The sequence below is a fragment of the Rhodococcus sp. 14C212 genome (genome assembly GCF_011058195.1).
GTDB lineage: Bacteria > Actinomycetota > Actinomycetes > Mycobacteriales > Mycobacteriaceae > Rhodococcus > Rhodococcus aetherivorans.
Map to the genome: position 1 here is coordinate 25,403 of NZ_JAALEH010000004.1, position 26,053 is coordinate 51,455.

General features: G+C 70.9%; 23 protein-coding genes. 13 read left to right on the plus strand and 10 right to left on the minus strand.

Annotated features, from left to right (window positions below; translation table 11 throughout):
* Positions 1–4: 4 nt before the first annotated feature.
* Together G6038_RS03200 and G6038_RS03205 are read right to left on the minus strand one after the other, a co-directional pair.
* Positions 5–832: an SDR family NAD(P)-dependent oxidoreductase gene (locus G6038_RS03200; RefSeq protein ID WP_165035886.1), complete on the minus strand. Its 828-nt coding sequence runs from the start codon at positions 830–832 to the stop codon at positions 5–7.
* Positions 829–2,412 (minus strand): NAD(P)/FAD-dependent oxidoreductase, encoded by a 1,584-nt coding sequence (locus tag G6038_RS03205; RefSeq protein ID WP_165035887.1) that lies wholly within the window; start codon positions 2,410–2,412, stop codon positions 829–831. The genes G6038_RS03200 and G6038_RS03205 overlap by 4 nt, the downstream gene beginning before the upstream one ends.
* 71 nt (positions 2,413–2,483) lie before the next feature.
* Here G6038_RS03205 and G6038_RS03210 point away from each other — a divergent pair, with 71 nt between their 5' ends.
* A complete protein-coding gene (locus G6038_RS03210) occupies positions 2,484–3,116 on the plus strand; it encodes a TetR/AcrR family transcriptional regulator (RefSeq protein ID WP_165035888.1) in 633 nt (210 codons plus the stop codon).
* Positions 3,117–3,234: 118 nt separating this feature from the next.
* Here G6038_RS03210 and G6038_RS03215 read toward each other — a convergent pair whose 3' ends face one another.
* Positions 3,235–7,011: a multifunctional oxoglutarate decarboxylase/oxoglutarate dehydrogenase thiamine pyrophosphate-binding subunit/dihydrolipoyllysine-residue succinyltransferase subunit gene (locus tag G6038_RS03215; protein ID WP_165035889.1), complete on the minus strand. Its 3,777-nt coding sequence runs from the start codon at positions 7,009–7,011 to the stop codon at positions 3,235–3,237.
* A gap of 107 nt (positions 7,012–7,118) precedes the next feature.
* On the minus strand, positions 7,119–10,919 hold the full coding sequence (locus G6038_RS03220; protein WP_165035890.1) for an ABC transporter ATP-binding protein: 3,801 nt from the start codon (positions 10,917–10,919) through the stop codon (positions 7,119–7,121).
* A 281-nt stretch (positions 10,920–11,200) separates the two neighbouring features.
* Here G6038_RS03220 and G6038_RS03225 point away from each other — a divergent pair, with 281 nt between their 5' ends.
* From G6038_RS03225 to G6038_RS03270, 10 genes are read left to right on the plus strand one after another with little or no spacing between them, the layout of a single operon-like run.
* On the plus strand, positions 11,201–11,551 hold the full coding sequence (locus G6038_RS03225; protein WP_165035891.1) for a hypothetical protein: 351 nt from the start codon (positions 11,201–11,203) through the stop codon (positions 11,549–11,551).
* Entirely contained in the window at positions 11,548–12,531 is a 984-nt protein-coding gene (locus G6038_RS03230; protein WP_165035892.1) for a hypothetical protein, read from the plus strand. Before G6038_RS03225 ends, G6038_RS03230 begins: the two co-directional genes overlap by 4 nt.
* Positions 12,518–13,972 carry a V-type ATPase 116kDa subunit family protein gene (locus tag G6038_RS03235; protein ID WP_240918276.1) on the plus strand — a complete coding sequence of 485 codons (1,455 nt, stop codon included), beginning with the start codon at positions 12,518–12,520 and terminating at the stop codon, positions 13,970–13,972. The genes G6038_RS03230 and G6038_RS03235 overlap by 14 nt, the downstream gene beginning before the upstream one ends.
* Positions 13,969–14,403, plus strand: a complete 435-nt coding sequence (locus G6038_RS03240; protein ID WP_165035893.1) for an ATP synthase subunit C — start codon at positions 13,969–13,971, stop codon at positions 14,401–14,403. The genes G6038_RS03235 and G6038_RS03240 overlap by 4 nt, the downstream gene beginning before the upstream one ends.
* A 4-nt stretch (positions 14,404–14,407) precedes the next feature.
* Positions 14,408–14,629 carry a hypothetical protein gene (locus tag G6038_RS03245; protein WP_165035894.1) on the plus strand — a complete coding sequence of 74 codons (222 nt, stop codon included), beginning with the start codon at positions 14,408–14,410 and terminating at the stop codon, positions 14,627–14,629.
* On the plus strand, positions 14,626–15,153 hold the full coding sequence (locus tag G6038_RS03250) for a hypothetical protein (protein ID WP_165035895.1): 528 nt from the start codon (positions 14,626–14,628) through the stop codon (positions 15,151–15,153). The genes G6038_RS03245 and G6038_RS03250 overlap by 4 nt, the downstream gene beginning before the upstream one ends.
* Positions 15,141–16,865: a V-type ATP synthase subunit A gene (locus tag G6038_RS03255; protein ID WP_165035896.1), complete on the plus strand. Its 1,725-nt coding sequence runs from the start codon at positions 15,141–15,143 to the stop codon at positions 16,863–16,865. The genes G6038_RS03250 and G6038_RS03255 overlap by 13 nt, the downstream gene beginning before the upstream one ends.
* The gene (locus G6038_RS03260) at positions 16,862–18,277 is read left to right on the plus strand and encodes a V-type ATP synthase subunit B (protein ID WP_165035897.1); all 1,416 of its coding nucleotides are present in this window, start codon (positions 16,862–16,864) and stop codon (positions 18,275–18,277) included. Before G6038_RS03255 ends, G6038_RS03260 begins: the two co-directional genes overlap by 4 nt.
* 5 nt (positions 18,278–18,282) lie before the next feature.
* Positions 18,283–18,933, plus strand: coding sequence for a V-type ATP synthase subunit D (locus tag G6038_RS03265; RefSeq protein WP_165035898.1), 651 nt, complete (start codon positions 18,283–18,285; stop codon positions 18,931–18,933).
* A complete protein-coding gene (locus tag G6038_RS03270) occupies positions 18,930–19,379 on the plus strand; it encodes a universal stress protein (protein WP_165035899.1) in 450 nt (149 codons plus the stop codon). The genes G6038_RS03265 and G6038_RS03270 overlap by 4 nt, the downstream gene beginning before the upstream one ends.
* 30 nt (positions 19,380–19,409) lie before the next feature.
* Here G6038_RS03270 and G6038_RS03275 read toward each other — a convergent pair whose 3' ends face one another.
* The 4 genes from G6038_RS03275 to G6038_RS03290 form a co-directional block, all read right to left on the minus strand.
* Positions 19,410–20,195 (minus strand): ABC transporter permease, encoded by a 786-nt coding sequence (locus G6038_RS03275; protein WP_165035900.1) that lies wholly within the window; start codon positions 20,193–20,195, stop codon positions 19,410–19,412.
* On the minus strand, positions 20,192–21,283 hold the full coding sequence (locus G6038_RS03280; RefSeq protein WP_165035901.1) for an ABC transporter ATP-binding protein: 1,092 nt from the start codon (positions 21,281–21,283) through the stop codon (positions 20,192–20,194). The genes G6038_RS03275 and G6038_RS03280 overlap by 4 nt, the downstream gene beginning before the upstream one ends.
* A 43-nt stretch (positions 21,284–21,326) precedes the next feature.
* The gene (locus G6038_RS03285; RefSeq protein WP_240918283.1) at positions 21,327–22,106 is read right to left on the minus strand and encodes an alpha/beta hydrolase; all 780 of its coding nucleotides are present in this window, start codon (positions 22,104–22,106) and stop codon (positions 21,327–21,329) included.
* 61 nt (positions 22,107–22,167) lie between these two features.
* Positions 22,168–22,917 (minus strand): hypothetical protein, encoded by a 750-nt coding sequence (locus G6038_RS03290; protein WP_206024207.1) that lies wholly within the window; start codon positions 22,915–22,917, stop codon positions 22,168–22,170.
* A 117-nt stretch (positions 22,918–23,034) separates the two neighbouring features.
* Between G6038_RS03290 and G6038_RS03295 the strand changes: the two genes are divergently transcribed.
* Both G6038_RS03295 and G6038_RS03300 read left to right on the plus strand, forming a co-directional pair.
* Complete coding sequence (locus G6038_RS03295; protein ID WP_165035902.1) at positions 23,035–23,892, plus strand: helix-turn-helix domain-containing protein; 858 nt, start codon at positions 23,035–23,037, stop codon at positions 23,890–23,892.
* Positions 23,889–24,290, plus strand: coding sequence for a VOC family protein (locus tag G6038_RS03300; RefSeq protein WP_206024208.1), 402 nt, complete (start codon positions 23,889–23,891; stop codon positions 24,288–24,290). The genes G6038_RS03295 and G6038_RS03300 overlap by 4 nt, the downstream gene beginning before the upstream one ends.
* 1 nt (position 24,291) lies before the next feature.
* Here the strand turns inward: G6038_RS03300 and G6038_RS03305 are convergent, their stop codons facing one another.
* Positions 24,292–25,320 (minus strand): glutathione S-transferase C-terminal domain-containing protein, encoded by a 1,029-nt coding sequence (locus G6038_RS03305; protein ID WP_165035903.1) that lies wholly within the window; start codon positions 25,318–25,320, stop codon positions 24,292–24,294.
* A gap of 28 nt (positions 25,321–25,348) precedes the next feature.
* Positions 25,349–26,044 carry a GNAT family N-acetyltransferase gene (locus G6038_RS03310; protein ID WP_165035904.1) on the minus strand — a complete coding sequence of 232 codons (696 nt, stop codon included), beginning with the start codon at positions 26,042–26,044 and terminating at the stop codon, positions 25,349–25,351.
* Positions 26,045–26,053 lie beyond the last annotated feature (9 nt).

The following is a 26,053-nucleotide window of genomic DNA, read 5'->3' on the forward strand; positions in this document are numbered from 1 at the left end:
GACCCTAGCCCCTAGGCACGAAGCGGCCACTGACGAATGCGACGACACGCTGGTAGGACGGGCCCACCACGCGCACCCAGACGTCGAGGAACTTCGCGTCGGCGCCGATGAGTACCCGGGCCCTGCCCTTGCGCACGCCCTCGACGATGGTGCGGGCCGCGTCCTCCGGGCTGGTGCGGGCCAGCTTGCGGTCGAAGAACTGGGCGAAGGACTCCTGGTCGTCGCCGGCCGGGACGGCGGCGTTGCGTGCGATCGCGGTCTTGATGCCGCCGGGGTGCACGCAGGTGACCTTGACGGGGTGCCGGGCGATCAGCATCTCCTGGCGCAGCGCCTCGGTGAAGCCGCGGACGGCGAATTTCGCGGAGTTGTAGGCGCTCTGACCGGGGATGGCCAGCAGTCCGAAGAGGCTCGAGACGTTGACGATGTGGCCGTCCCCGGACGCGACGACGTGGGGCAGGAACGCCTTGGTGCCGTTGACCACGCCCCAGAAGTCGACGTCCATGATCCGCTCGATGTCCTTGAACTCGGAGCGTTCGAACTCGCCGTGGAAGGCGATGCCGGCGTTGTTGTAGACCTGGTTGACCTGGCCGAAGTGGACGGCGACGGCGGCGGCGTAGTCGAGCACCGCCTCGCGCTGTGTCACGTCGAGATGGTCGGCCTTGACCTCGGCGCCGAGGTCGCGGGCCCGGCGCACGGTCTCGTCCAGCCCGACGGTGTCGACGTCGGACAGGGCCAGCCGGGCGCCGCGCCGGGCGAGCTCGAGCGCCAGGGCACGGCCGATGCCCGATCCGGCGCCGGTGATCACGGCGACCTTTCCTGCGAACTCGCTCACTGCGCTGCCACCTTCCGGCTGTCGGTCTCATCGGTGTCACGGACGGTCGCCGGCGTCGGCGCCGGGACCGGGGGGAGGTCCGCCGCGGCGACGCTGCGGTAGGCGTCCAGGTCGAAATGCCTGGTGATACGGCGGAATTCGAACGTGAAGCTCGGCCACAGGGTGGTGTTGTTGCCGTGCTTGTCGAGGTACCAGCTGGCGCAGCCGCCGTTGCTCCACACGCTGCGCTTCAGGGCGTCCTGCAGGTTGCGGTTGTACTCACCCTGCACCTCCGGGCGCACCTCGATGGTGCCGATCCGGTGGCGGTCGATCGTCTCGATCGCGTCCACCAGGTAGTTCAGCTGGGATTCGATCATGTACACCATCGAGGTGTGGCCGAGGCCGGTGTTCGGTCCCACGAGGAAGAACATGTTGGGGAAGCCGGCGACGGCGGCGCCCTTGTATCCCTGCATGCCGGTAGCGTCGAAGACGTCGGCCAGGCTGCGGCCGTCCTTGCCGAAGATGCCGGTGAAGGTGGGCGAGTCGGTGACGTGGAAGCCGGTGGCGACGACGATGGCGTCGACCTGACGGGTGGTGCCGTCGCGGGTGACGATGCCGTCCGCGGTGACCCCGGCGATGCCGTCGGTGATCAGGTCGACGTTCGGCCGGGCCAGCGCGGGATAGTAGTTGTTCGAGATGAGCATCCGCTTGCAGCCGATCCGGAAGTTCGGGGTGACCTTGCGGCGGAGCTCGGGGTCGGTGATCTGGCGGCGGATGTGCGTGCGGGCGGCGAACTCGAGCGGCTTCATGAACACCGGTGCCTTGGCCAGGCCGACGACCTGCGTCTCGCGGGTGAGGTACTGCAGGGCGCGGGACAGGCGCTGGAACCCGGGTACGCGGCGGAACGCGAGCCGCTCGACGGGGGTGTATTCGCGGTCGGCGCGAGGCAGCACCCAGGGCGCGGTGCGCTGGTAGACGTCGAGGTGGGCGACCTTGCCGGCGATGGCGGGCACGATCTGGATCGCGGAGGCTCCGGTGCCGATCACGGCGACGCGCTTGCCGGTCAGGTCCGCGTCGTGGTTCCACCGGGCGGAATGAAAGATCTCGCCCCGGTACCCTTCGATGCCCTCGATGTCGGGCAGCGACGGCTCGCACAGCGCCCCGACGGCGGAGACGACGATCCGGGCGTCGAACGCACCCTTGGTGGTCCGCACGTCCCAGCGGTGGGTGGCGGTGTTCCAGCGGACGGTCTGCACGTCGCAGCCGAACACGGTGCGCCGGCGTACGTCGTACCTGTCGGCGACCGAGGCGATGTAGGCCTGGATCTCGGGCTGGGGGGAGAAGGACCGTGTCCAGCCCGGGTTGAGGGCGAACGAGTAGGAGTACAGGTTGGACGGGACGTCGCACGCGGCGCCCGGGTACGAGTTGTCGCGCCAGGTGCCGCCGACCTCCGATCCGCGCTCGAGGACCACGAAGTCCTTGCCGGCGCGGGTCAGCCGGACGGCGGCGCCGAGTCCGGCGAACCCGCTGCCGATGATCAGCGTGTCGACCTGACGCGGGTGCGCATCGGTGGCGATGGTGTCTGTAACCGGAAGACTCATGTAAATAAGCGTAGGGCCATACTGAGTGCCGGTCAATAGCTTGTTGACTGCGATTCAACAATAATGTTTGCATGGCACCTGTGAAGGGCAACAGCGTCAAGCGCACCAGGCTGAGTCCCGCCGAGCGGCGGGCGCAGCTCGTCGACCTCGGCGTGCAGTTGCTCGCCGAACGGCCGCTCGAGCAGATCTCCGTCGAGGACATCGCCGATCAGGCGGGGGTGTCGCGCGGGCTGCTGTTCCACTACTTCGCGTCCAAGCACGACTTCCACGTCGAGCTCGTCCGGCACACCAGCCGGGACATGCTCGAGCGCACCGCGCCCGACGACAGCCTCGAACCGCTGGAGATGCTGCGCGGCACGATCGTCGCGTACGTCGACTACGTCACCGACCACCGCGACACCTACCTGTCGATGCTGCGCGGCACCGCGAGCGGGGACCCGGACATGCGGCAGGTCTTCGAGGACACCCGCACCGCCATGGTCGACCGCACCGTCGCGTACCTGCCCCGCATCGGCATCGACGCCGGGCCCGCCGTCGCCCTGGCCGTGCGCGGCTGGATCGCGTTCGTCGAGGACACGACGATCGCCTGGCTACGGGACGCGCAGCTCACCCGCGAGGAATTCGTCGACCTCGCCGTCGCCGCCCTGCCTGCGCTCGCCCTCGCCGCGGGCGCACCGGATGTCACAGCGGTTCGATCTGATTGAACGCGTGTGACATTCGGCCACGTCCCGGGGAGGCCGGAAACGGCGCGAGCCGGGCCGGCCGCCCCGAAGGGCAGGCACGACCCGGCTCGCGTGAGAACCGCGGGGCTACCGCCGCTGACTACCGGCCGAACGCCTTCTCCAGGATCTCCTGCTGCTCGACCGCGTGAACCTTGCTCGAGCCGGAGGACGGAGCCGACATCGCGCGCCGCGACGCCCGCTTGATGCCCGACAGCTTCTCGGGCAGCATCTCCGGCAGCGCCAGACCCAGGAACGGCCACGCTCCCTGGTTGGCCGGCTCCTCCTGCACCCAGAAGAACTCGTGCGCGTTCGGGTACCGGTCGAGCGCCTCGGCGATGCGGCGACGCGGCACCGGGTACAGCTGCTCGATCCGCAGGATCGCGATGTCGTCCCGCTTCTCCTTGTCCTTCTTCGCCTTCAGCTCCCAGTAGAGCTTGCCGGAGGTCAGCAGGACGCGGGTGACCTTGTCGCGGTCGCCGCCCTCGTTCTCGTACTGCGGCTCCTCGAACACCGAGCGGAACTTGCCGCTGGTGAAGTCCTCGAGGTCGCTGACCGCGGCCTTGTTGCGCAGCATCGACTTCGGCGTGAACACCACCAGCGGGCGGCGGATGCCGTCGAGGTGATGGCGGCGCAACAGGTGGAAGTAGCTTGCCGGTGTCGACGGCATGGCCACCGTCATCGAACCCTCGGCGCACAGCTGCAGGAACCGCTCGATGCGGCCCGAGGTGTGGTCCGGGCCCTGGCCCTCGTGGCCGTGCGGCAGCAGCAGCACCACGTCGGAGAGCTGACCCCACTTGGCCTCGCCGGAGGAGATGAACTCGTCGATGATGGACTGCGCGCCGTTGACGAAGTCACCGAACTGCGCCTCCCACAGCACCAGCGCCTCGGGGTTGCCCACGGAGTAGCCGTACTCGAAGCCCAGGCCCGCGAACTCGGTCAGCGCCGAGTCGTACACCATGAACTTCCCGCCCTTGCCGCCCTCGGTCGCCACCTGCTGCAGCGGGGTGTACTCGGCACCGGACTTGCGGTCGATGAGCACCGCATGGCGCTGGGTGAAGGTGCCGCGGCGTGAGTCCTGACCGGCCAGGCGCACCAGGGCACCCTGCTCGACCAGCGAACCGAACGCCAGCAGCTCGGCGTACGCCCAGTCGATGTGGCCCTCACGGGACATTTCCCGGCGCTTCTCGATGACCGGCTTGACGCGCGGATGCACGGAGAAGCCCTCGGGGACGTTCACGAACGCGTCGCCGATCCGCTCGAGCACCGACTTGTCGACCGCGGTGGTCAGCTTCGCCGGCGGCGTCTGGTCGAGCTCGACCGACTCCGACGGTTCCGGCTTGTACTTCTCGAGTTCGCGGACCTCGTTGAAGACCCGCTCGAGCTGGCCCTGGTAGTCGCGCAGCGCGTCCTCGGCCTCTTTGAGCGAGATGTCGCCACGACCGATGAGGGACTCGGTGTAGCTCTTGCGGACGCTGCGCTTGGTGTCGATCACGTCGTACATCGCCGGCTGCGTCATCGACGGGTCGTCGCCCTCGTTGTGTCCGCGACGGCGGTAGCAGATCATGTCGATGACGACGTCCTTGTTGAACTTCTCCCGGAAGTCCACGGCCAGCCGGGCCACCCACACGCACGCCTCCGGGTCGTCGCCGTTGACGTGGAAGATCGGCGCGCCGATCATCTTCGCGACGTCGGTGCAGTACTCCGACGACCGCGAGTGCTCGGGGGCCGTGGTGAAGCCGACCTGGTTGTTGACGACGATGTGCACGGTGCCGCCGGTGCGGTAGCCGCGCAGCAGCGCGAGGTTGAGGGTCTCGGCCACGACGCCCTGGCCGGCGAACGCGGCGTCGCCGTGCAGCAGCAGCGGCATGACGGTGAAGCCGCCCTCGCCCTTGTCGAGGATGTCCTGCTTGGCGCGCACGAGGCCTTCGAGGACCGGGTTGACGGCCTCGAGGTGCGACGGGTTCGCCGTGAGCGAGACGTTGATGTCGTTGTCGCCGAACATCTGGATGTAGTTGCCCTCGGCGCCGAGGTGGTACTTGACGTCGCCGGAGCCGTGGGCCGCGGCCGGGTTCAGGTTGCCCTCGAACTCGGTGAAGATCTTCGAGTACGGCTTGCCGACGATGTTGGCCAGCACGTTCAGGCGGCCGCGGTGCGGCATGGCGATGGCGACCTCGTCGAGCTCGTGCTCGGCGGCCTGATCGATGATCGCGTCCATCATCGGGATGACCGACTCGGCGCCCTCGAGGGAGAACCGCTTCTGGCCGACGTACTTGGTCTGCAGGAAGGTCTCGAACGCCTCGGCGGCGTTGAGGCGGCTGAGGATGTACTTCTGCTGCGCCACGGTCGGCTTGACGTGGTGCGCCTCGACGCGGTCCTGCAGCCACTGCTGCTGCTCGGGGTCGAGGATGTGGGTGTATTCCACGCCGACGTGGCGGCAGTAGGCGTCCCGCAGCACCGACAGCACGTCGCGCAGCTTCATGCGCTGCTGACCGTGGAAGCCGCCGACGTTGAACTCGCGGTCGAGGTCCCACAGGGTCAGGTCGTGCGTGGTGACGTCGAGGTCCGGGTGCGACCGGAACTTGTCCTTGACGAACTGCAGCGGGTCCGTGTCGGCCATCAGGTGGCCGCGGCTGCGGTAGGCGGCGATCAGCTCGAGGACGCGGGTGCTCTTGTCGACCGCGCCTTCCGGCACGTCCTTGCGCCAGCGGACCGGCTCGTAGGGGATGTGCAGCGTATGGAAGATCTCGTCGTAGAAATCGTCGCTGATCAGCAGGTTGTGGATGGTCCGCAGGAAGTCGCCGGACTCCGCGCCCTGGATGATGCGGTGATCGTACGTCGAGGTCAGCGTCATCAGCTTGCCGACGCCGAGTTCGGCGATGCGCTCGTCCGAGGCGCCCTGGAACTCGGCGGGGTACTCCATCGCACCGGCGCCGATGATGGCGCCCTGACCCGGCATGAGCCGCGGCACCGAGTGCACGGTGCCGATCCCGCCCGGGTTGGTCAGCGAGATGGTGACGCCGGAGAAGTCCTCGGCGGTGAGCTTGCCGTCGCGCGCACGACGGACGATGTCCTCGTACGCGGAGTAGAACTGCGCGAAGTTCATCGACTCGCAGTTCTTGATCGCGGCGACGACGAGCGAACGGCTGCCGTCCTTGCCGGCCAGGTCGATGGCCAGGCCGAGGTTGATGTGCGCGGGGGTGACCGCGTTCGGCTTGCCGTCGATCTCGGCGAAGTGGCGGTTCATGTTCGGGAACGCCTTCACCGCCTGCACGATGGCGTAGCCGAGCAGGTGGGTGAACGACACCTTGCCGCCGCGGGTACGGGCGAGGTGGTTGTTGACGACGATCCGGTTGTCGACCATCAGCTTCGCAGGGATGGCGCGCACACTGGTGGCGGTCGGGATCGAGAGCGAGGCGTTCATGTTCTTCGCGACGGCAGCGGCAGCGCCACGGAGAACCTTGGACTCTTCCTGGGTGGCCGACGCGGCGGGCTTCGCGGGGGCCGGCTTGGCAGCGGCGGCCGGCTTGGCGGGGGCCGGCTTGGCGGCGGCGGCCGGCTTGGCCGGTTCCGGAGCGGGAGCCGCCTTGGGTGCCGGAGCGGGCGTCGCCGGGGCAGTAGCGGCCTTCGGCGGAGCCTCGGCCGGGGCGGCCTTCGAGGCGGGGGCGGATTCGGTGGAGGTCGGGGCGGAACTCTGCGCCGGACGCTGGGTCTGCGTGGCACCGTTCGCGCCACCCGCGACCGCTGCCTCCGGGGAGTAGTCCGTCAGGAATTCGTGCCAGCTGGCGTCCACGGACGACGGATCGTCCTGGAACCGCTGGTACATCTCGTCAACCAACCACTGGTTCTGCCCGAACTGGGAAGTAGAGCTGCTGCTCACGGCAGTTGTTCGCCTCGTTTCTTTCTTCGGTACCCGATCGGAGTGCCTATGTATATGAGGCTAGCCCGCGCCTGTGACGAACAAAAAAGCTCTGCCACGGTCGAGACCTACCTCACAATCTCTGATTCGATGGGATCCCCATCGACGACGGTTCTCGACAGCCGATTATTCCCTGCCCGCATCCGGGCCGCATCACAGAGGGTCGTGTACACGCCTCCGGCGTGCCGCAGTGCGTCGTGCGATCCGGTCTCCACGATGCGCCCGCCGTCGACCACGACAACCAGGTCGGAGCGAGCCGCCGTGGCCAACCGGTGGGCCACCACCACGGCGGTGCGGCTGCGGGTCACCGACTCGCCCGCCGCGAGCACCGCGCGTTCCGTGCCCGGATCGAGCGTCGCGGTGGCCTCGTCGAGCAGCAGCAGGTCCGGATCGACGAGTTCGGCCCGGGCCAGCGCCACGAGCTGACGCTGCCCGGCGGACAGGCCCTGCCCGCGCTCGCCGACGGGATGCAGCATGCCGCCGGGCAGACCGGCGATCATGTCGAGGGCCCCCACCGCGCGTGCGGCAGCCTCGATGGCCGCGCGGTCCGCGCCGGGCCGCCCGTAGGCGATGTTGCTCGCGACGGTGCCGGTGAACAGGTGCGCCTCCTGCGGGACGACGCCGAGCCGGGCCCGGTACTCGGGCAGGCGATACCCGCGCAGGTCGACGTCGTCGACCCGCACCGAGCCGGACGTCGGATCGTAGAACCGGGCCAGCAGCTTGACGATCGTGGACTTGCCGGCGCCGGTGCGGCCGACGAGCGACACCGTGGAGCCGGCGGGGAAGTGCAGGTCCACGCCGGTGAGCGCGTCGGTCTCGGCCCCCGCGTAGCGGAACCCGACGTCGGCGAGGCGCACGTCGCCGCGCAGGTGTCCCGGGACGGGCACCGTGCCGGTGCCGCCCGTCTCGAGGGAACTCTCGGTGCGCAGCAGGTCGCCGATCCGGCGCAGCCCCACCCGGGCCTGCTGGTAACCGTCGAACACCTGCGACAACTGCTGGATGGGACCGAACAGCAGGCCGAGGTACAGCACGAAGGCGACGAGCACGCCCGCGGTCGTCGCCCCGGACGCCACCTCCCGGGCCCCGACGAACACCACCGCGGCCAGCGCGAGGTCGGACAGCAGCGCAATGAACGGGAAGTACAGCGAGATGGCCCGCTGGGAGCGCATCCGGCTGCGCCGGTACGCATCGGCGCGCTCGGCGAACCGGCGGGCCGCGAACTCCTCCCGGCGGTACGCCTGGGCCGCCCGCAGCCCGGTGATGTTCTCCTGGAAGTCCGCGTTGACCAGGGAGATGCGTTCGCGGGAGACCGAGTAGGCCGTGGACGACACCCGCCGGAACCACAGCGTCGCCGCGAGCAGCGGCGGCACCACCGCCAGCGCCACCAGTCCCAGGGTGAGATCGGTGGCGAGCAGGGCAACCGAGATCCCGGCCAGCGTCAGCACGCTCACCACCGCAGTGGACAACCCGGTCTGGATGAACGACGAGAGCGCATCGACGTCCGTGGTCATCCGCGTCATGATGCGGCCGGACAGCTCCCGCTCGTAGTAGTCCAGACCCAGCCGCTGCAGGTGCGCGTAGCTGCGCACCCGCAACCCGAACAGCACCCGCTCGCCGGCGCGGGCGGTGAGCACGGTGAGCAGCGCGACCACCAGCCAGGCCAGGAGCGCCAGCGCGGCGCCCACGGCGGTGGCCGCCCACAGCGGCGCGGGTTCGCCCGGCGTGACGCCGCGGTCGACGGCGTACCGCACGATCGACGGGAACGCGATCGACGTCAGCGACTCGACCGCCAGGCACAGCACCACCGCCGCCAGCAGCCACCGCACCGGCCGCAGTGTCCGGGAGAGGCGGAACTCGGGGTCGGGGCGCCGCAGCGGTGCCGTGTCCAGCCCCGGTTGCTCGGTGGCCGGGGGCAACGCCTCGACCGCCCGGCGCAGCGCCGGCGTGGGGGCGATCGACCCGAGGGCGCCGGTCATCGGACCGCCGCCGCGGCCGCCCCCGCCCGGCCCCGCCTGCGGTGCGGCCGCCCGCACCACGGCCGGATCGGAGCCGGGCGCCGCCTCCGGCCACAACGCGTCGACGGCGTGCTCGTCGGTGCGGTCCGGCTCGGGCGCCTCGTCCTCGTCGCCGCTGAGCAGGGCCCGGAACAGGGCGTTGCGCGCCTCGAGTTCGTGGACGGTTCCGGAGTCGACCACGCGACCGCCGTCGAGCACCGCGACCCGGTCGGCGAGCGACAGCGTGGACCGCCGGTGCGCGAGGATCAGCGTGGTGCGCTTCGGGCGCGCCCGCAGGGCCGCGAAGATCGCGGCCTCCGTCTCCGCGTCCACCGCGGAGGTTGCGTCGTCGAGGATCAGCACCCGGGGGTCGAGCAGCAGTGCGCGGGCGAGCGCGACGCGCTGCCGCTGCCCACCCGACAGCGTCAGACCGCGCTCTCCCACGACGGTGTCGTACCCGTCGGGGAGCGCCTCGACGAACTCGTCGGCGCACGCCGCCCGCGCGGCGGCGCGGATCTCCTCGGCGCTCGCCTCGGGCCGGCCCAGCGCGATGTTCGCCGCGATCGTGTCCGAGAACAGGAACGGCTCGTCGAACACCAGGCTCACCGCCTCGCGCAGTTGCTCGGCGCGCAGGTCGGCGACGTCGATTCTGTCGCCGTCGGCGGTGGTGACGTACACGGCGCCGGCCTCGGGGGCGTAGAACCGGGGCAGCAGCAGCGACATCGCCGTCTTGCCGGAGCCTGCGGAGCCCACCACGGCGACGGTCTCGCCCGGCGCCAGTTCGAGGTCGAGCCCGGCGAGCACGGGCCGGCCGGACTCGAAACCGAACGTCACCGCGTCGAGGACCAGCCCCAGCGGCCCGTCGGGCAGCGGCACCGGGTGCGACGGGTCGGCGACGTCGGGCTCGGTGTCGATCACCTCGTACACCCGCTCGACCGCGGCGCGGGAGAGCTGCGCCATGATCACCACCGAGGACAACGTGCGCGTCGTCGCGGTCATCGTCGCCAGGTAGGCGGCGAACGCGAGGAACGTGCCGACGGTGACGGTGCCCTGCAGGGCCAGCCAGCCGCCGAGCGCGATCACGGCGACGAGCCCGAGTTGCGGGATGGCACTCATCGGGGCGGCGAACGCGGCATTGATCCGGGCGGCGCGCATGCGCTCGGCATAGAGGGCGCGGCCGTGCTGTTCGAGCTGGTCCACGGCGCGGGCCTCCTGCCCGAACCCCTTGACCACCCGCACCCCCGTGACGGTCTCCTCCACGTGCTGCGCCAGGTCGGCCGCGCGTTGCTGCGCCGACCACGTCGCCGCGAACAGCTTGGGCCGGACGACGGCGACGACGCCGGCGATCACCGGCACGGTGACGAGGGCGACCAGGGTCAGCAGCGGCGAGAGCACCGCCATGATCACCAGCGCCAGCGTGAACTGCAGCAGCGCCCCGGCCGACATGGGAACCATCGCGAGCAGGCCCTGGACGAGTTGCAGGTCGGTGATCGAGCGCGACACCACCTGCCCGGTGCGGATCTGGTCCTGGCCGCGCCCGTCGAGCCGTTGCAGCGAGGCGAGCAGCCCGAGCCGCAGGTCGTGCTGCACGTCCAGCGAGAGCCGGCCGGCGAGCATCCGCCGGCCGTACTGACACCCGAACCGCACGAGCGCGCCCACCGCGATCGCCGCCGCCGCCAGCCCGATCAGCTGCAGGTCGTGGCCCTCGGGATGGGTGGCACTGTCGAGCGCCAGCTTGGTGAGCAACGGGAACGTGATGTCGATCAGGGCGGCGACGACGGTGACGGTCAGCGCGCCGAGCGCGACGCGGCGATGCTGCCAGGCCTCCGCGCCCAGCCGACGGATCCAACCGGGGGAACGCGCGTCGTGTGCCATCGTCTTCCGACATTAGCGCCGGCCGGGGACACGGGAGGACTGCGCGGCGAGAGGGTGGTTGTTGCGCTCGCCACTCGATCGATGCCGCAGCAACCTCCCCTTCGCCGCGAGAACCGCCGCTGCGATCGCGGTGTGGGCGTCGAGTAACGCGTCTAGCATGGGCCTAGGCCCGCCACGGAGGCTATATGCCCAGGTCCCGAGACATACTGCAGCGCTTCCGATCCGCCGGTACACCTGGGGCCGCCACGGCGACGGGTGTACCGGCGGACCGGGTTGCCGAGATGTCCGCCGAGCTCGAGCCGGTGCTTGCGCAGCTCGCCCCGGTGCAGGAGGAAGTCTCGCGGATCCGTGCTCAGGCACAGCGCGATGCCGAGCAACGGCGACAGCAGGCGACGGAACGCGCCAATGCCCTTGTCGCCGCCGCGCACCGGCAGGCGGCCGCGGAACGTGCAGACGCCGCCCTTCGTATCACCCGGCAGGTCGAGGAGGAAGGCGCCGCCAGCCTGGCCGCCGCCGACGTCGACGTTGCTGCGGTGCGCAGCCGCGCCGCGAAGAGGATGCCGTTGTATGTCGACCGTGTGGTGTCCGCGATCAGGGCGGCCGTGAACGCGCCAGGGGAAGGCAGTTCATGAGCACGTCCTGGGTCGCGGGCGTGGTCCGCGCCAAGGCACTGGCCAGGCGACGGGTCGGTGCGGCCGGGGCGCGCGCTGTGGCAACCACGGCAGGACTCGGCCCGGCGCTCGCCGCACTGGCTTCGACTCCGTACGGACACGACGTGCAATCCGGTCAGAGTCTCGGCGAGGCCCAGCACGCCCTCGGTGCGTCGTTGCTGTGGAACATGCGGGTTCTGGCGGGGTGGCTTCCTCGCGAGGGCGTGCACGTCGCACGCCTCTTCGCAGCGGGTTTCGAGGTGGCCAATCTCGACGAGCACCTCTCGGCTCTGCAGGAGGACCCTTCGACCCCGCACCACCTGTCCGTGCCGCGACGTGAGCCGGCAGATCCGCCCTACGGTCTCGGGATGCTCGACACCGCGTGGTCGCGTCTGTCATCGACGACTACGCCCGCCGCCGCGGCGGAGGTGCTCGAAACGTCCCCCTGGCGCGTGCGTGGTTGCCGGACCCTGCGCGAGATCCACCTCGGTCTTCGGCTGGCGTGGGCCGATTCGGTGATCGGGGGAATCCCCGAAGCTGCCGGGTGGGCGCGGGCCGGCGCGGCGCTGCTCCTGATCCAGGAGGTCGTCCTCGAGGAACGAGGACTGACAGAGCCGCTGGCTCTGCGTGCCTCCTACGTGCTCGGACCGGCCTTCGTCGGCGCATTGTCCGGCCGCCCGGTTCACCTGGCGAGGCTGCGGGCAGATCTTCCGGGCGGCGCCAGGTGGGTGTTCGACGGCGTCGACCGGGTCCAGGACCTCCGGCGCGGAGAAGGGGCGTGGTGGCACAGGGTCGAGCAGGACGGGTTTGCACTGTTACGCGGTTCCACCTACGACCGAGGACCGGTGGTCGGTGCCCTCGCAGTGTTGGCGGCGGACGCATGGCGGGTCCGCGCGGCGCTCGAGGTGGCCGCTCGCGGTGGCACCGGATCGGCTCTGGAGGGCTTCGATGGTGTGGCGTGAAGTATCGGCACCGGTGCGGATGCAGCGGGTGGCCCTTGTCGCCCCGACGGTGATGCTGCGCACCATGCTGGTGCGAGTCGCGGACGCCGGCATCGTCGAGATCGATCGCACGACCTCGGGAGGTGGTGCCGGAAGTGCGGCCGGGCGCCGGCTCCTCGGCGCGGACGAGGACCGAGCAGCAGGGCCCCGCCTGTGTGCCGGCGCACCCGACCTCGACAACCTCGAACGCGAGGGTCGCGCCGACCTGCTCGCGGGCGAGGCCGAACTCGACTCCTATGCCGACGACGCTGTCGTCCGTGGCGAGATCGCCGCTCTCGCCGGCTGGGTTCCGGCATCGGAGCTACCCGGCCTGGCCAAACGCCTGGCCGACGTCGGAGCCGGCGTCGTGCCGATCCCGTCACCACGAGGCGTGGACCCCCCGACATTGCTGCGCCGCGGAAAGAACGTGCGGCAGTCGTTCACGCCACTGGTCGAGACGTACGGCACTGTGCCGTACGCCGACGTCGACCCCAGCATGCTTGTCGGCATTGTGTACGTGCTGATGTTCGGAATGATGTTCGGGGACGCGGGACACGGTGCCCTGCTCGTCGTCCTCGGGCTCCTGATGCGAGCCGGCAGACCACGCCGGCTCGCCCGATTCCACAAGGTATGGCCCTTCGTTGTCGGGTCCGGTCTTGCCGCGATCGGGTTCGGGCTGCTCTACGGGGAGTTCTTCGGGCCCACCGGAGTTGTTCCTGTGCTGTGGCTGGCCCCACTCGAGGAACCTGTGACGTTGCTGGCCGTCGCCTTGGGACTGGGCGCGGTGCTACTTGCCGGTGCCCAGGTCCTCGGCACGGTGAACCGGTGGCGCGAGGGAGGCTGGCCCGTCGCGCTGAGTGCCCCCTCCGGCATCGCCGGGGCGGCACTTCTCGCCGGGCTCGGCCTGATCGTCCTCGGGGTGACCGGCCCACTCGACTGGCTCGTTGTGGTCGGCGCCCTCGTCATGGCAGCTGGGGTCGCCCTGGTGTACATCGGTTTCCTGGCCACCTCCGGTGGCGGCGCCGCAGGCATCACCCAAGCGTCCGTCGAGGTCTTCGACGCCGTGATGAGAGTCGGCACGAATCTGGTCTCCTTCACACGCCTGGCGGCGTTCGGTCTCACTCATGCCGCTCTCGGAAAGGTCGTGTGGGACGGAACAACCGGCCTCTGGAGATCGGGTGGCTTCCTCATGGTCGCGGCTGTGGCCGTCTTCCTCGTCGGGAACGCGCTCGCTTTCGGCCTCGAGGCACTCGTCGCCGGGGTGCAGGCTCTGCGTCTCGAGTACTACGAACTGTTCTCCCGGGTCTTCGTCGGCGAGGGCCGACCCTTCCGGCCCTGGCATGCGCCGACAGACCACACCGCAGACTCCCAGCCCATCGACAGCTCGGTACCACCCGGCGCCACCCTCGGGAGAAGGCCATGACGACCTGGTTCCTCGCACTACCCGTCCTCGTCGCCGCGTTCGCCGCGATTCACCAGCTGAGGCGCCGCGGGCGAACGGCCCTGAGAATCCTCCTCGGCCTCGATGCCGCGGTGTTCGTTGCCGCGTTCGTGGTGCTCGTCGCGACCGCCACCGCCGGCACCGGAGCAGCCGAGGCGAGCACCGCGGTGAGCGTGGCACAGGAGAGCGGATCCGGATCCGCGTCATGGGCGGCGCTTCTCGGCGCGGCGATCGCGGTGGCGGGCTCGTCCATCGGTGCTGCGATCGCCGTCGCCTACACCGGGTCCGCCGCGCTGGCCGCGATGAGCGAGCGGCCCGAACTGTTCGGTCGCGCCATGGTCATCGTCGGACTGGCCGAGGGCATCGCGATCTACGGCCTGATCGTCGCCATCATCCTCATCGGCCGAGCGTGACGCCATGGGACGCGTCGCCGTGATCGGTGAGCACACCGCGGTGACCGGTTACGCGCTCGCCGGCGCCCTGGTCCTGCTGGCCGAGGACGAGAACACGGTTCGGGTTGCCTGGAGCGGCCTGCCCGACGACGTCGAGGTCGTCGTCCTCACTCCTCGGGCGGCCCGCGCCCTCGGCGCCGCCCGGACTGCGAAGCTGCTCCCTCTCACGGTGGTGATGCCCTCGTGATCGCTGCCGCGACGCCCGGCCTCGCCGACCCGCTCGCCCCTGTCCGAGAGGCACTGCTGACCCGGGCGCGGGCGGACGCCGACCGGACACTCGCCGACGCCGACGCCGATGCCGCGGCGATCCTTGCGCGGGCGCAGAGCGAAGCCGACGCCATCCGCGCCGAAGCCCGGGCCCAGGGGGAGTCCGACGCCGCCGCGGTCCTTGCCGCGGAGCGTGCGCGGGTTCGACGCCGGTGCCGGGCTCTCGTCTTGGCCGCGCAACGTGAGGCCTACGACGAACTGCGTGCCCGGGTGATGCAGGCTCTGGCCGCGCTTCGCGACGACCCCGCTTACGGACCGTGGCGCGACCGTCTCGCCGACCACGCCCGCACGGTGCTCGGAGCGAACGCCGTGGTGAGCGAGCCCGCTGAAGGCGGTGTGCTCGCCGAGGCGAACGGTCGGCGAGCCCTCTACAGCCTTGCGGAACTTGCCGACCACATGATCGATCTGATCGGTCCCGATATCGAGAAGCTGTGGTCGTCGTGAGCGCGACGGTGTTCCGGGTATCGGGTTCGCTGGTCGAGCTGGAAGGGCTCCCGGGCGTGGCGATGTACGACGTGGTCCTGCTCGGTAGGAACAAGCTGCCCGGAGAGGTCGTGGCGATCACGGGTCGGCGGATCACCGTCCAGGCATACGAGGACACAGGTGGTCTCGCCCCGGGCGCCCCCGTCGTTTCCCGGGGCGCGCCGCTCTCGGCGAGACTGGGCCCCGGGCTTCTCGGCTCGGTGTTCGACGGTCTGCTGCGGTCACTCTCCCGGGCGGGCACCTGGCTGCTTCCGGGCTCCGCACGAGATGACGCCACCGACCAGCGCTGGCACTTCACGCCGTCGGTGGCCGAGGGTGCCACCGTGTCGCCGGGCGACGAGCTCGGAACGGCCGGCCACGACACGCATCTCCCCTCGAGGATCCTGGTGCCTGCCGACGCTGCCGGGGTGGTGGACTTCGCGGCCGAGGCCGGCACCTATACAGCAGACGCGGTCGTCGCGACTATCGCCGGAGTCGACGTCCCGCTCACCACGACGTGGCCGGTCCGACGGCCTCGGCCCTACCGCCGGCGCCTCGATGCCGCGGAGGGACTGCACACCGGGCAGCGGGTCCTCGACCTGCTGTACCCGGTCGCCCGCGGCAGCAGCGCCGCCGTGCCGGGCGGGTTCGGTACCGGGAAGACGATGCTGCTGCAGCAGATCGCCAAGTGGTGCGATGCCGACGTGATCGTCTACGTCGGCTGCGGCGAGCGCGGCAACGAGATGGCCGACGTCGTCGAGGAACTCGGCGCCCTCGAGGATCCCCGCACCGGGGACCGGCTCAGTTTCCGCACGGTGGTCATCGCGAACACCTCGAACATGCCCATGATGGCGCGTGAGGCCAGCATCTACACCGGCGTCACCGTCGCCGAGTACTTCCGGGACATGGGATATCACGTCGTGCTGATCGCGGACTCGACGACGCGGTGGGCAGAGGCGCTGCGTGAGTTCGCTTCACGAACCGGAGCCTTGCCTGTCGAGGAGGGTTATCCCGCCGGTCTCGCGTCCGCGATGGCGGCCTTCTACGAACGCGCCGGGCATGTCGTCACTCTCGGCGGACGCACCGGCTCGGTCACGATCATCGGTGCGGTCTCGCCCCAGGGCGGGGACATGACCGAGCCGGTGACCGCGCACACGCAGCGGTTCGTCCGTTCGGTCTGGATGCTCGACCGGGACCTGGCATACGCGCGGCACTACCCGGCGGTGGCATGGTCCGGATCCTTCTCCCGTGATGCCGGCGCGCTGGGGTCGTCGCACGCGCGGAACGGGGATCCGTCATGGGCGCGCCACCGTGAGCGCGTCAGCGCGTTGCTTTCGGACGCCGATCGGCTGAACGCCCTCGCCGACCTGGTCGGCATCGGAGCGATGCCGGGTTCGGAGCGCGTGGTCATGCTGGCCGGGCGGCTGCTGCGCGAGGGGGTGCTGCAACAGAGTGCGCTGAGCCCCAATGATGCCTTCTGCTCGGCTGCGAAGGGTGCGGCGTTGCTCGATGCCGTGCTCACGGTCGTCGACCGGTGCGATGCCATGGTCGATTCGGGTGTTCCCGCCACGACCATCGAGGAGACGGACTTCGGGCCCCTGCTACGTGCAGCACAGGAAACGGGCCCCGACGACGTCCAGGGTGTCCAGGAGCATCTCGACGCCATGCTGGCTCGACTCGGGGAGCTGGGATGAACGTCAGGCCCCTCGCACCGGCCGCCGTGTTCGGTGCGCTCGAATACACCGATGTGGCCGAGTTGCGGGGACCTCTGCTGGTTGTCCGCACAGTGTCGGGTGTGGGTTGGGACGAGTCTGCGCGCATCGAACTGGGCTCGGGCGAGGTACGTCACGGGCTCGTCCTCGAGGTCGACCGCGACCTCGCGGTCGTCCAGATACTCGAGGGAACCGAAGGTATCCGGCCCGGCGACACGCGTGTCCGCTTCGCCGGGGAGACCCTGCACATCCCGGTAGGACCGGGCTGGCTCGGACGGGTCTGCAACGGTCGGGGGGAACCGGTCGACGGTGGGGCACCGATCTTCGGGACACGTCGCGCCCCGGTCTCGGGTTTCCCGCTCAACCCCACGCATCGCGAGCCGCCCGCCGAGCCGGTCATTACCGGTGTCTCGGCCATCGATGCGCTGACCACCGTGGTGCGGGGGCAGAAGCTGCCGCTGTTCTCGGTTGCCGGGTTGCCGCACCTCGAACTCGCGACTCAGGTGGCCGCTCAGGCCGCCGCGGGTGGTGCACCGTTCTCGGTCGTCTTCGCGGGCATGGGCCTGACCCACCTCGACACGGCCGCCGTACGAGACGCCCTCGAGGCGCGCTCCGCCGCCGGAGAGCTGGTGATGTTGCTGAACACAGCCGACGACCCGGTCGTCGAACGGGTTCTGACACCCCGGATCGCGCTCACGGTCGCCGAGTATCTCGCTTTCGAGATGGGTCGGCACGTGCTCGTGGTCATGGCAGATATGACGGCCTACGCGGAGGCACTGCGGGAGGTTTCGGCCTCGAGGGGCGAAATACCCGGCCGCCGTGCGTATCCGGGCTACCTCTTCAGCGACCTCGCCTCACTGTACGAACGGTGCGGCCGCATCCGCGGCGTACCCGGCTCGGTCACCGTGCTGCCGGTGTTGACGATGCCCGCCGGGGATATCACCCACCCGGTTCCGGACCTCACCGGATACATCACCGAAGGCCAGATCGTGCTTTCCGCCACCATGTACGACGCCGGCATCTACCCCCCGGTGGAACCGCTGAGTTCCCTGTCGAGGCTGATGCGTAAAGGCGCCGGGCCGGGAAGGACCCGGGACGACCACCTCGACGTGGCCGCTCAGATCTCGGCCTCGCTGGCGCGGGCCCGCCAGGCACGTGAGCTGGCAGAGCTGGTGGGCGAGGATGCGCTGAGCGCCATCGACCGCTCGTATCTGGCCTTCGAGCACGCGGTGGAGCAGCGTCTGCTCAACCAGCGCCGTGACGAGGCACGGTCGCTCGACGAGACTCTCGACCGCGCCTGGGAGGCGTTGCGGGGGCTCCCGCGCCGGGAGCTCACGATGCTGCCGAACCCCCTGCTCGATGCGCGGTACGCCGCACCTGTTGCGGGGCGGTGAGCGTCGTGGCCCGTGTCCTGCACACCCCTCGCGGCCGTGCCGGCCGCCTGTGGCTCCAGCATCGGCTCTCCACCGCGCAACGGGGTGCAGATCTGCTCGACCACAAGTTGCGCATTCTCCGGGCGGAGCGTGAACATCTCACGTTGCAACAGGACCGGATGGCCGCAGCCTGGGAGGCCGCAAGCCGCGAGGCGGATACCTGGCTGTTGCGCGGCGTTCTTCTCGGGGGGGAACGGTCGGTCCGGCTCGCCGCCGCACGCACACCTGCAGAGGTCCAGATCATCTGGGAGCAGTCGATCGGCGTGCGCTACCCGGCCCAAGTGATCTGCACCGTGCCCGACACCCCGCCGGACGCGCCGCCGGCGGATAACGCGGCGCTCCTCGCGGCGCGGGACTGCTATCGGCGTGCGTTGCAGGCCGCCGCCCAGCAGGCCGGCGTCGAGGCGGCCGTCCGCATTGTCGAGACCCAGGAGACCGCCACCCTACGTCGGCTCCGGGCCATCGAGGATCGGTGGATACCGCGATTGCAGCAGGCCATCGCCGAACTGCAGTTCAAACTCGACGAGGAGGAACACACCGACGGTGTGCGATTGCGTTGGGCGGCGAACAATCGGACCGGAACCGAGCGGGACCATCCCGGCAAGGGACAGCCATGACGGACTCCGTGTTCGACAAGATCCTCGTCGCGGTCGATGACTCACCTGCAGCATTGGCCGCAGTGCGCAGCGCAATCGACCTCGCGTCGCGGACCGGCGCGCGCATTCGCTTCGTCCACGTCATCAGCAACGGCGAACTCGTCCGAGCTCTGTCCAGGATGGGCCGCGACAGCGAGCTGGCGACCAGACGCAGCAAGGCTGCGGCATCACTACTTCGCCATGTCGGTGCCCAGGCCGAGCGCGCGGGCGTCCGAGCCGAGGCAACCAGCCTCAACGGTGATCCAGCCGCACTTCTGCTCGAGGAGACAAGTGAGTGGGGAGGCGACCTCATTGTCATCGGCCGATCCGACGTACGGGGAGCCGGGCGCCCCTACGTCGGCACGGTCACCCGCAAGGTTCTCGAGTTGGCCGAAGTCCCGGTCCTGATCGTCCCGCGACCGCGGTAGTGCCCGCACGTCGGCCGAAGTCGACTCGGCTCAGACGATGTCGCGGGTGCGGGTGCGCCACCAGCCCAGGCCGCAGATCAGCGCGGTCCAGCCGAGCAGCCCCAGCGGCGCCGCCGGCCACGTCACGGCCGGGTCGACCTCCTCGGGCAGGTCGATGACCGTGAAGACCGTGTACCAGGTGAGCTGCCCGGGCAGCAGCCGGGCGAGGGCGCCCGCCCCGAGGCCGTCGAGGATCAGCGAGACGATCAGCTCCCCGAACGGGATCCAGGCGGTGATCGCCAGGACGCTGCCGGCCGTCGACCCGGTGAGCAGGCCGAGCCCGGCGCCCATGAGGGCCCAGAGCATCGCGGCGAACAGGCCGGCGCCGAGGACCGCGGCGACACTGCCCGCACCCGAGCCGTCGCCGGCGAGACCACCGCCGAACATCAGGATGGTCAGCATCGACACGGCCTCGACCACCACGCAGTACAGCAGCCCGAACGCGACCGCCGTCGTCAGCTTGGCGGCGATCACCCCGTCGCGGCCGCGGGTGGTCAGGAAGCTGGTGACGATGGTGCGGTGCTGGAACTCGCTGCCCGTGTTGACCACCCCGAACAGCGCCGCGAACAGGAACACCAGCGCGAGCGCGACGCTCACCCCGATCGCGGCGGCGGCGGTCTCGGCGAAGCTCTCGCCGACGAGGCTCTCGAGCGTGCCGAGGATCGGCAGGGTCAGCGCACCGGAGAACAGGCCCACCACCACCGGGGCGATGCCGAGGATCCACCAGTAGCGCAGGCCCAGGACCTTGCGGAACTCGGCCGTCAGCAACGCGGTCATCGGGGTCCCTCCCAGCCGGTCGGCGGATGCGGTTGCCCGGGCGGGAACGGCCCGGGCGGCGGGAACTGTCCCGGATACGGCGGCTGCTGCGGGGGCGTCGACCCCTGCATGCCCCACCCCGGCGCGGCCCCCGCGTACTGTCCAGCCGTCATCGCCAGGAACACCTGTTCGAGGTCGGCGTGTTCGACGCTCGTCCCGAACACGGTCACGCCGTGCCCGGTGGCGAGCGCGACGACGCGCTCGGGCTCCACCCCCACGATCGCAAGCCGGCCGTCCGGCTGCACCTGCGCGTCGGTGTGGCCCGCCGCGGCCAGCGCCGTCGCCAGGCGGGCCGGGTCGGAAGCGGCGACGAGGACCCGCGCGCGGTGCGCGTGCCGCAGGTCCGCCGTCGTGCCCTGGTGCACGAGCATGCCGCGGCTGATGATCACCAGATGGTCGGCCGTCTGCTCGACCTCCCGCAGGATGTGGCTCGAGATCAGCACGGTGCCCCCCGAACGCGCGTAGCCGAGCAGGAAGTCGCGCAGCCAGGCCATGCCTTCGGGGTCCAGGCCGTTCGCCGGTTCGTCGAGCACGAGGTAGCGCGGTTCGCCGAGCAGCGCGGTGGCCAGGGCCAGCCGCTGCCGCATGCCGAGAGAGAACTCGCCGATCCGCCGTCGGGCGGCCGCGCCGAGCCCGACCAGGTCGAGAACGCGCCGCACCCGGTTCGCCGGCGCGCCGATCGCGGCGGCGTACACCTCGAGATGGGTTCCGGCGGTGTGCTTGGGATGGAAGCTCTGCGCGTCCAGCACCGCGCCGACCACCCGCGCCGGCTGCGGCAGCGAGGTGAAGGGCATCCCGTCGACGAGTGCGACCCCGGCCGTCGGGCGCACGAGGCCGAGCAGCATCCGCAGGGTCGTCGTCTTCCCGGAGCCGTTCGGTCCGAGGAAGCCCGTGATCGATCCCGGCGGGACGGAGAACGACAGGTCGGACACCGCCGGCACGTTGCGAAAGGTCTTGCTCAGCCCCTGCACGGCGATGCCCGCCGGCGGCGCGGCCGCGTTCGCGTACCCGGCGCCGGCGACCGGCCCCGTCGGGAACGGCGCTGTCATCGATACCCTCCCTGGTGTGGGCCCCTGCTCGGACCCCGCGAGCCTACGTGCCCGGCGTGGCGGGCCGGGAGAAGGACCGGTCGAGGAACGGCAGCACCAGTCCGAGGAATTCGCTCGGGGCGTCGAGCTGCGGGCAGTGCCCGGCGTCCGGAATGATCGCGACCCGTCGCCGGGCCCCGGTGTTCACCCGGCCCGCGGCGCGCGCCGGGGTGATCAGATCCCGCTCGCCCCACACGAGCAGTGCCGGCACGGTCAGGGAGTTCACCATCTCGGGAATCGGCAGCCGGCTCAGTTCGGGGATCACGGCCCGGCCGACGGCCAGCAGGGTCTCGATGCTGCGCCGCGTCGCGTAGTTCGCCGCGAACGCGGTGCGCGTATCGACGCCCAGGCGGTCCGGGCGGTGCAGCGCCGCGCGGGTGTAGAGGGTGGCGACGGCGATCTGCACGAGCGCCGGGGGCACGGGCCGGGACAGCGCGCGCGACACCATGTCCAGCGGCAGCCGCGCTCCGCCCAGCCAACTGCGCGGTATGCCGGCCATCCCCGGCATGTCGGCGAGTACGACGCCGTCCACCCGGTGCGGATACGTCGACGCGAACGCCAGCGACGTCACCGCTCCCAGCGAATTGCCGATCAGCGCAACCGGATCCCGGCAGTCGGCGATCACGTCGGCGACGGTGTCGACGTAGTGGTCCAGTACGGGCGCCCGCCAGTGCCCCGCACTCCGGCCGAACCCCGGCAGGTCGACGGTCAGGACCCGGTGGCGCTCGGCCAGGGCCGGGGCCACCTTGCACCAGGTGCCCCCGTGGTCGGAGTATCCGTGCAGGAGGACGACCGTGCGCGGGCCGGATCCGCTCTAGCGCACGAACACCGTGCCGGCGGACATCTCACCAGCCGGTCAGGGGAGAGGACAGCGCCTGCCAGTTCGGATCGCCGTCCGGCCCGGTGGCCGGTCCGGCGAGCGGCGGACGCTTCGCCGGCCACTGCGCCGGCGGCGGGCCGAACGCGTCGCGCGCGTTCGCGATGACCCGCTTGCCCAGCGCGCGGTTGCCCGCGCCGCCGATCGCGGCACCGATCCCGGCCGGCACCAGCTTGCCGAACACGAGGGCGCTGCGCTTGGCGAGGTACTTGCGGACGAACGTCCGCGCGAGCGACTTGTTCACGGACCTCAGCTGGGCGCCGGGGATCTTGCCGGTGATCGCCGACGTCCACGTCTTCGCGGTCGTGCCAGTGGCCCGCTCGACGATCTCCATCCCTGCCTCGCCCAGTGCCACGGCGAGCACCAGGGCGCGGCGCTGCTCGTGCTCGTGCGGTTCGATCCCGTGCACCGCCGCCACCGCAAGCGTCAGGAGCGCGGCCGCCTCGAGGAAGAACGCGGTTTCGGCGCCGACCGCGGCGATCGATGCGAGCGTGCCGATGCCGGGAACGGTCGCGGCGGCGCCCGCCGCCGTGCCGCTGCCGGTCACTCCGTTGAGGAAGATCTTCTCCAGGCGCCCGATGATCTGCTCCGGGGTCTCGCCGGGATGCGCGCGCCGCGTCAGTTCGACGTAGCGCGCCACCGCGGGCGCCTGCAGCCTGCTGCCGTTGTCCAGGAGCGTGACGAGATACTTCTCCACGCGTCCCACCCTGTCGGTCATCGTTCCGTCCTCGATCCTCCCGGCCCTCCCGGGCCTGCATGCACCGCCGTGCGTTCCACGGCCGCTCACCCTGTGTACCCCGTGGGCGTGTCGTCTATCCGTGTTTACCCTGGGACCGTGAGCGGCATCTCGGACGGTGCCCGGCGGCGGCCCGCGCCGTCGCTGCGTCCCTACGTGCGCGGTTACGACGGGTACCGGCTGACGGGATTCGCACCCGGCACCCACCTCGGCCTGCCGTCGCCGGACCTGACCGTCGTGCTCACGATCGGCGCCCCCCTCGAACTCGCGCGGGCCGCCGCGCCGGGCCAGGGTCCCGGCCGGTTCGGTGCGCTCGCGAGCGGGCTGGCCACCACCGCCGTCACCATCGCCCACGACGGCAACCAGCACGGCATTCAGCTCGCGCTCACCCCGGCGGGAGCCCGCGTGCTGCTGGGCGTGCCCGCCGGTGCGCTCGGCGCCTGGGTCGTCGACCTCGAGGACGTGCTCGGTGCCGCCGCCCGCGAACTCGGGGAACGGATCGCCGCCACCGAGGGGTGGGAGAGCCGGTTCCGGGTCCTCGACGAGGTGCTCGGCCGACGGCTCGCCACCGAGCGCGGCGAGATCGATCCGCACCTGCGCCACGCGTGGCGCAGGCTGCAGGACCCCTGTGCCCCCGGTCTGCGGGTCACCGATCTGGCGGATGAGATCGGTTGGAGCCGAAGGCATCTGAACGCGCGATTCACCGCCGAGTTCGGGGTCGGGCCCAAGGAGGCGGCGCGGGTGGTCCGGTTCGACCGGTCCCGCCGGCTGCTGCGCCGCCCCGGACCCCACGTGCTCGCCGACGTGGCCGCCCGGTCCGGGTTCTACGATCAGGCCCACCTCGCGCGGGAATGGCGCGCGATTGCCGGAGTTCCGCCGTCACGCTGGCTGCGCGACGAGCAGTTCCCAATCGTCCAAGACGGGGACCCGGCCGTCGACGAACACTGGCAGACATGACCACGACAGCACTCACCACAACCGTGTGGCCCTGCCTCTCCTACACCGATGCCCGGGCGGCGATCCGCTTCCTCGTCGACGCGTTCGGCTTCACCGAGAACGCCGTCTACGGCGACGGCGAGCGCGTCGACCACGCCGAGCTGAGATGGCCGCACGGCGGCGGCGTCATGCTCGGCTCGGCCGGTCGGGGCGGCCCGATCGAGACGCCCGCCGGCACCGGCTGCATCTATCTCGTCGCCCCCGATGCCGCCGCCGTCGACGCGCTGCACGAACGCGCCGTGGTCGAGGGCGCCACGGTCGTCGTCGGCCTGCACGACACCGACTACGGCTCGCACGACTTCACCTGCCGGGACCCGCAGGGGGTGTACTGGAGCTTCGGAACCTATCCGGGCGCGTGAGTCACGCGCCGTGACCGGCCGGCACCGCCTCCTGCGCCCGCGGCGGGGGCGGTGGCGTGCCGTCGCCGAACGGCTTGCCGCCCAGCTCTTCCCGGCCGTGCGGTGTCAGCCATCCGCTCAGGTCGGGGCCCTTCGGCACGATCTGCGTCGGATTGATGTCGGTGTGCACGATGTAGTAGTGGTCCTTGATCTGCGCGAAGTCGATCGTGTCGCCGAAGCCGGGCGTCTGGAACAGGTCCCGGGCGTACCCCCACAGCGCCGGCATCGACGACAGCAGACCCCGGTTGCACTTGAAGTGCCCGTGGTAGACGGCGTCGAAGCGGGCCAGCGTGGTGAACAGCCGCACGTCCGTCTCGGTGATCGTCTCGCCCACCAGGTACCGGCGGGTGCTCAGCCGTTCCTCGAGCCAGTCCAGCCGCGCGAACAGCCGGTCGAAGGCGCGGTCGTACGCGCGCTGCGACCCGGCGAACCCGCACCGGTACACGCCGTTGTTGACGTCCTGGTAGACGAGCTGGGCCACCTCGTCGATCTCGTCGCGCAACGGCTCCGGGTAGAGGTCGGGGGCGCCGTCGCGGTGCAGCGCCGTCCACTCCGTGGAGAAGTCCAGGGTGATCTGGGCGTAATCGTTGGTGACCACCCGGCCGGTGGGCACCTCCACGACGGCCGGGACCGTGATGCCCCGCGGGTACTCGGGGTCCCGGGCGAAGTACGCGTCCTGCAACCGCGGGATTCGCAGCACCGGATCCACCCCGCCCGGGTCGAGATCGAAGGTCCAGCTGCGCTCGTCGTGCGTGGGCCCGCACAACCCCAGCGACAGCGCGTCCTCGAGCCCCAGCAGCCGGCGCACGATGAGCGTGCGGTTCGCCCACGGGCAGGCGCGGGCGGCGATCAGCCGGTACCGGCCCGCCTCCACCGGATAGCCGTCGCGCCCGTCGGCGGTGATGCGCGTGGTGATGTAGTGCGTGTCGCGGCTGTACTCGGCGCCGGGCGTGACGTACCCGTCCGCGTCGCCTCCGGAGTGCTCGTTCACAGGGCTCCCTTCGCTCGGTGCGGCCCGTTCAGACGCTAGCCGGTACGGCCACCGAGGTATGGGTTCCCAGTTCGGCGTATCCCAGCACCGCGGCCAAGCCGCGGCCCGCGGTGTTGTCGCGCCGGGCCCGCCACTGCGGGATCAGCCCGGCGTCGAGCGCGTCGTGCGTCGCGAGCGTCGCGACGGTCGCCGCCAGACCGATCCGGCGGTGCTCCGGAACGGTCAGCGCGGTCACGTCCGCCAGGATCGACTGCACCTCCCTGTACACAGCCCCCGACAGCGGCCGGTGGTCGTCGTCGAGCAGCACGAACGACGAGGCCTCCCCGTTCACGTTCTCGAGTCCCGCCTCGGTCGCGTCGTCGGGCGGGCAGCGCCGCAACAGCTCCGCCAGATCGTCGACCTCGTGGGAGATCAGCGGATCGCGGACCCGCGTCGCGTCGACCCAGTCGGGGCAGTAGTTCAGCGCGTGGCTGCGCACCGCGCGGCCGCGCGTCAGGTCGAGCAACGCCGACGCGTCCAGCTCCGCATCGGGCACCGCCGCGACGGCCTCGACCGCCCAGCCCGGACCCACCACCGCGGTGGTCTCACCGAGGCGCAACACCCGGACCAGCGCGGACGCGTCGTCCACCCGTGTCACCCGCCCCGGGGCGGCGAGCGCTCCGTCGTCGAGCCCGAGTTCGCGGCACCAGGCCAGCCGCACGATGTCCAGGAGATGTCCGTCCACGGCGCTACC

Coding starts and splice junctions, on each gene's coding strand:
- G6038_RS03205 (WP_165035887.1), bottom strand. CDS start 2,412: ATGAGTCTTCCGGTTACAGACACCATCGCCACCGATGCGCACCCGCGT.
- G6038_RS03210 (WP_165035888.1), top strand. CDS start 2,484: ATGGCACCTGTGAAGGGCAACAGCGTCAAGCGCACCAGGCTGAGTCCC.
- G6038_RS03220 (WP_165035890.1), bottom strand. CDS start 10,919: ATGGCACACGACGCGCGTTCCCCCGGTTGGATCCGTCGGCTGGGCGCG.
- G6038_RS03225 (WP_165035891.1), top strand. CDS start 11,201: ATGTCCGCCGAGCTCGAGCCGGTGCTTGCGCAGCTCGCCCCGGTGCAG.
- G6038_RS03230 (WP_165035892.1), top strand. CDS start 11,548: ATGAGCACGTCCTGGGTCGCGGGCGTGGTCCGCGCCAAGGCACTGGCC.
- G6038_RS03235 (WP_240918276.1), top strand. CDS start 12,518: ATGGTGTGGCGTGAAGTATCGGCACCGGTGCGGATGCAGCGGGTGGCC.
- G6038_RS03240 (WP_165035893.1), top strand. CDS start 13,969: ATGACGACCTGGTTCCTCGCACTACCCGTCCTCGTCGCCGCGTTCGCC.
- G6038_RS03245 (WP_165035894.1), top strand. CDS start 14,408: ATGGGACGCGTCGCCGTGATCGGTGAGCACACCGCGGTGACCGGTTAC.
- G6038_RS03260 (WP_165035897.1), top strand. CDS start 16,862: ATGAACGTCAGGCCCCTCGCACCGGCCGCCGTGTTCGGTGCGCTCGAA.
- G6038_RS03270 (WP_165035899.1), top strand. CDS start 18,930: ATGACGGACTCCGTGTTCGACAAGATCCTCGTCGCGGTCGATGACTCA.
- G6038_RS03275 (WP_165035900.1), bottom strand. CDS start 20,195: ATGACCGCGTTGCTGACGGCCGAGTTCCGCAAGGTCCTGGGCCTGCGC.
- G6038_RS03280 (WP_165035901.1), bottom strand. CDS start 21,283: ATGACAGCGCCGTTCCCGACGGGGCCGGTCGCCGGCGCCGGGTACGCG.
- G6038_RS03290 (WP_206024207.1), bottom strand. CDS start 22,917: ATGACCGACAGGGTGGGACGCGTGGAGAAGTATCTCGTCACGCTCCTG.
- G6038_RS03300 (WP_206024208.1), top strand. CDS start 23,889: ATGACCACGACAGCACTCACCACAACCGTGTGGCCCTGCCTCTCCTAC.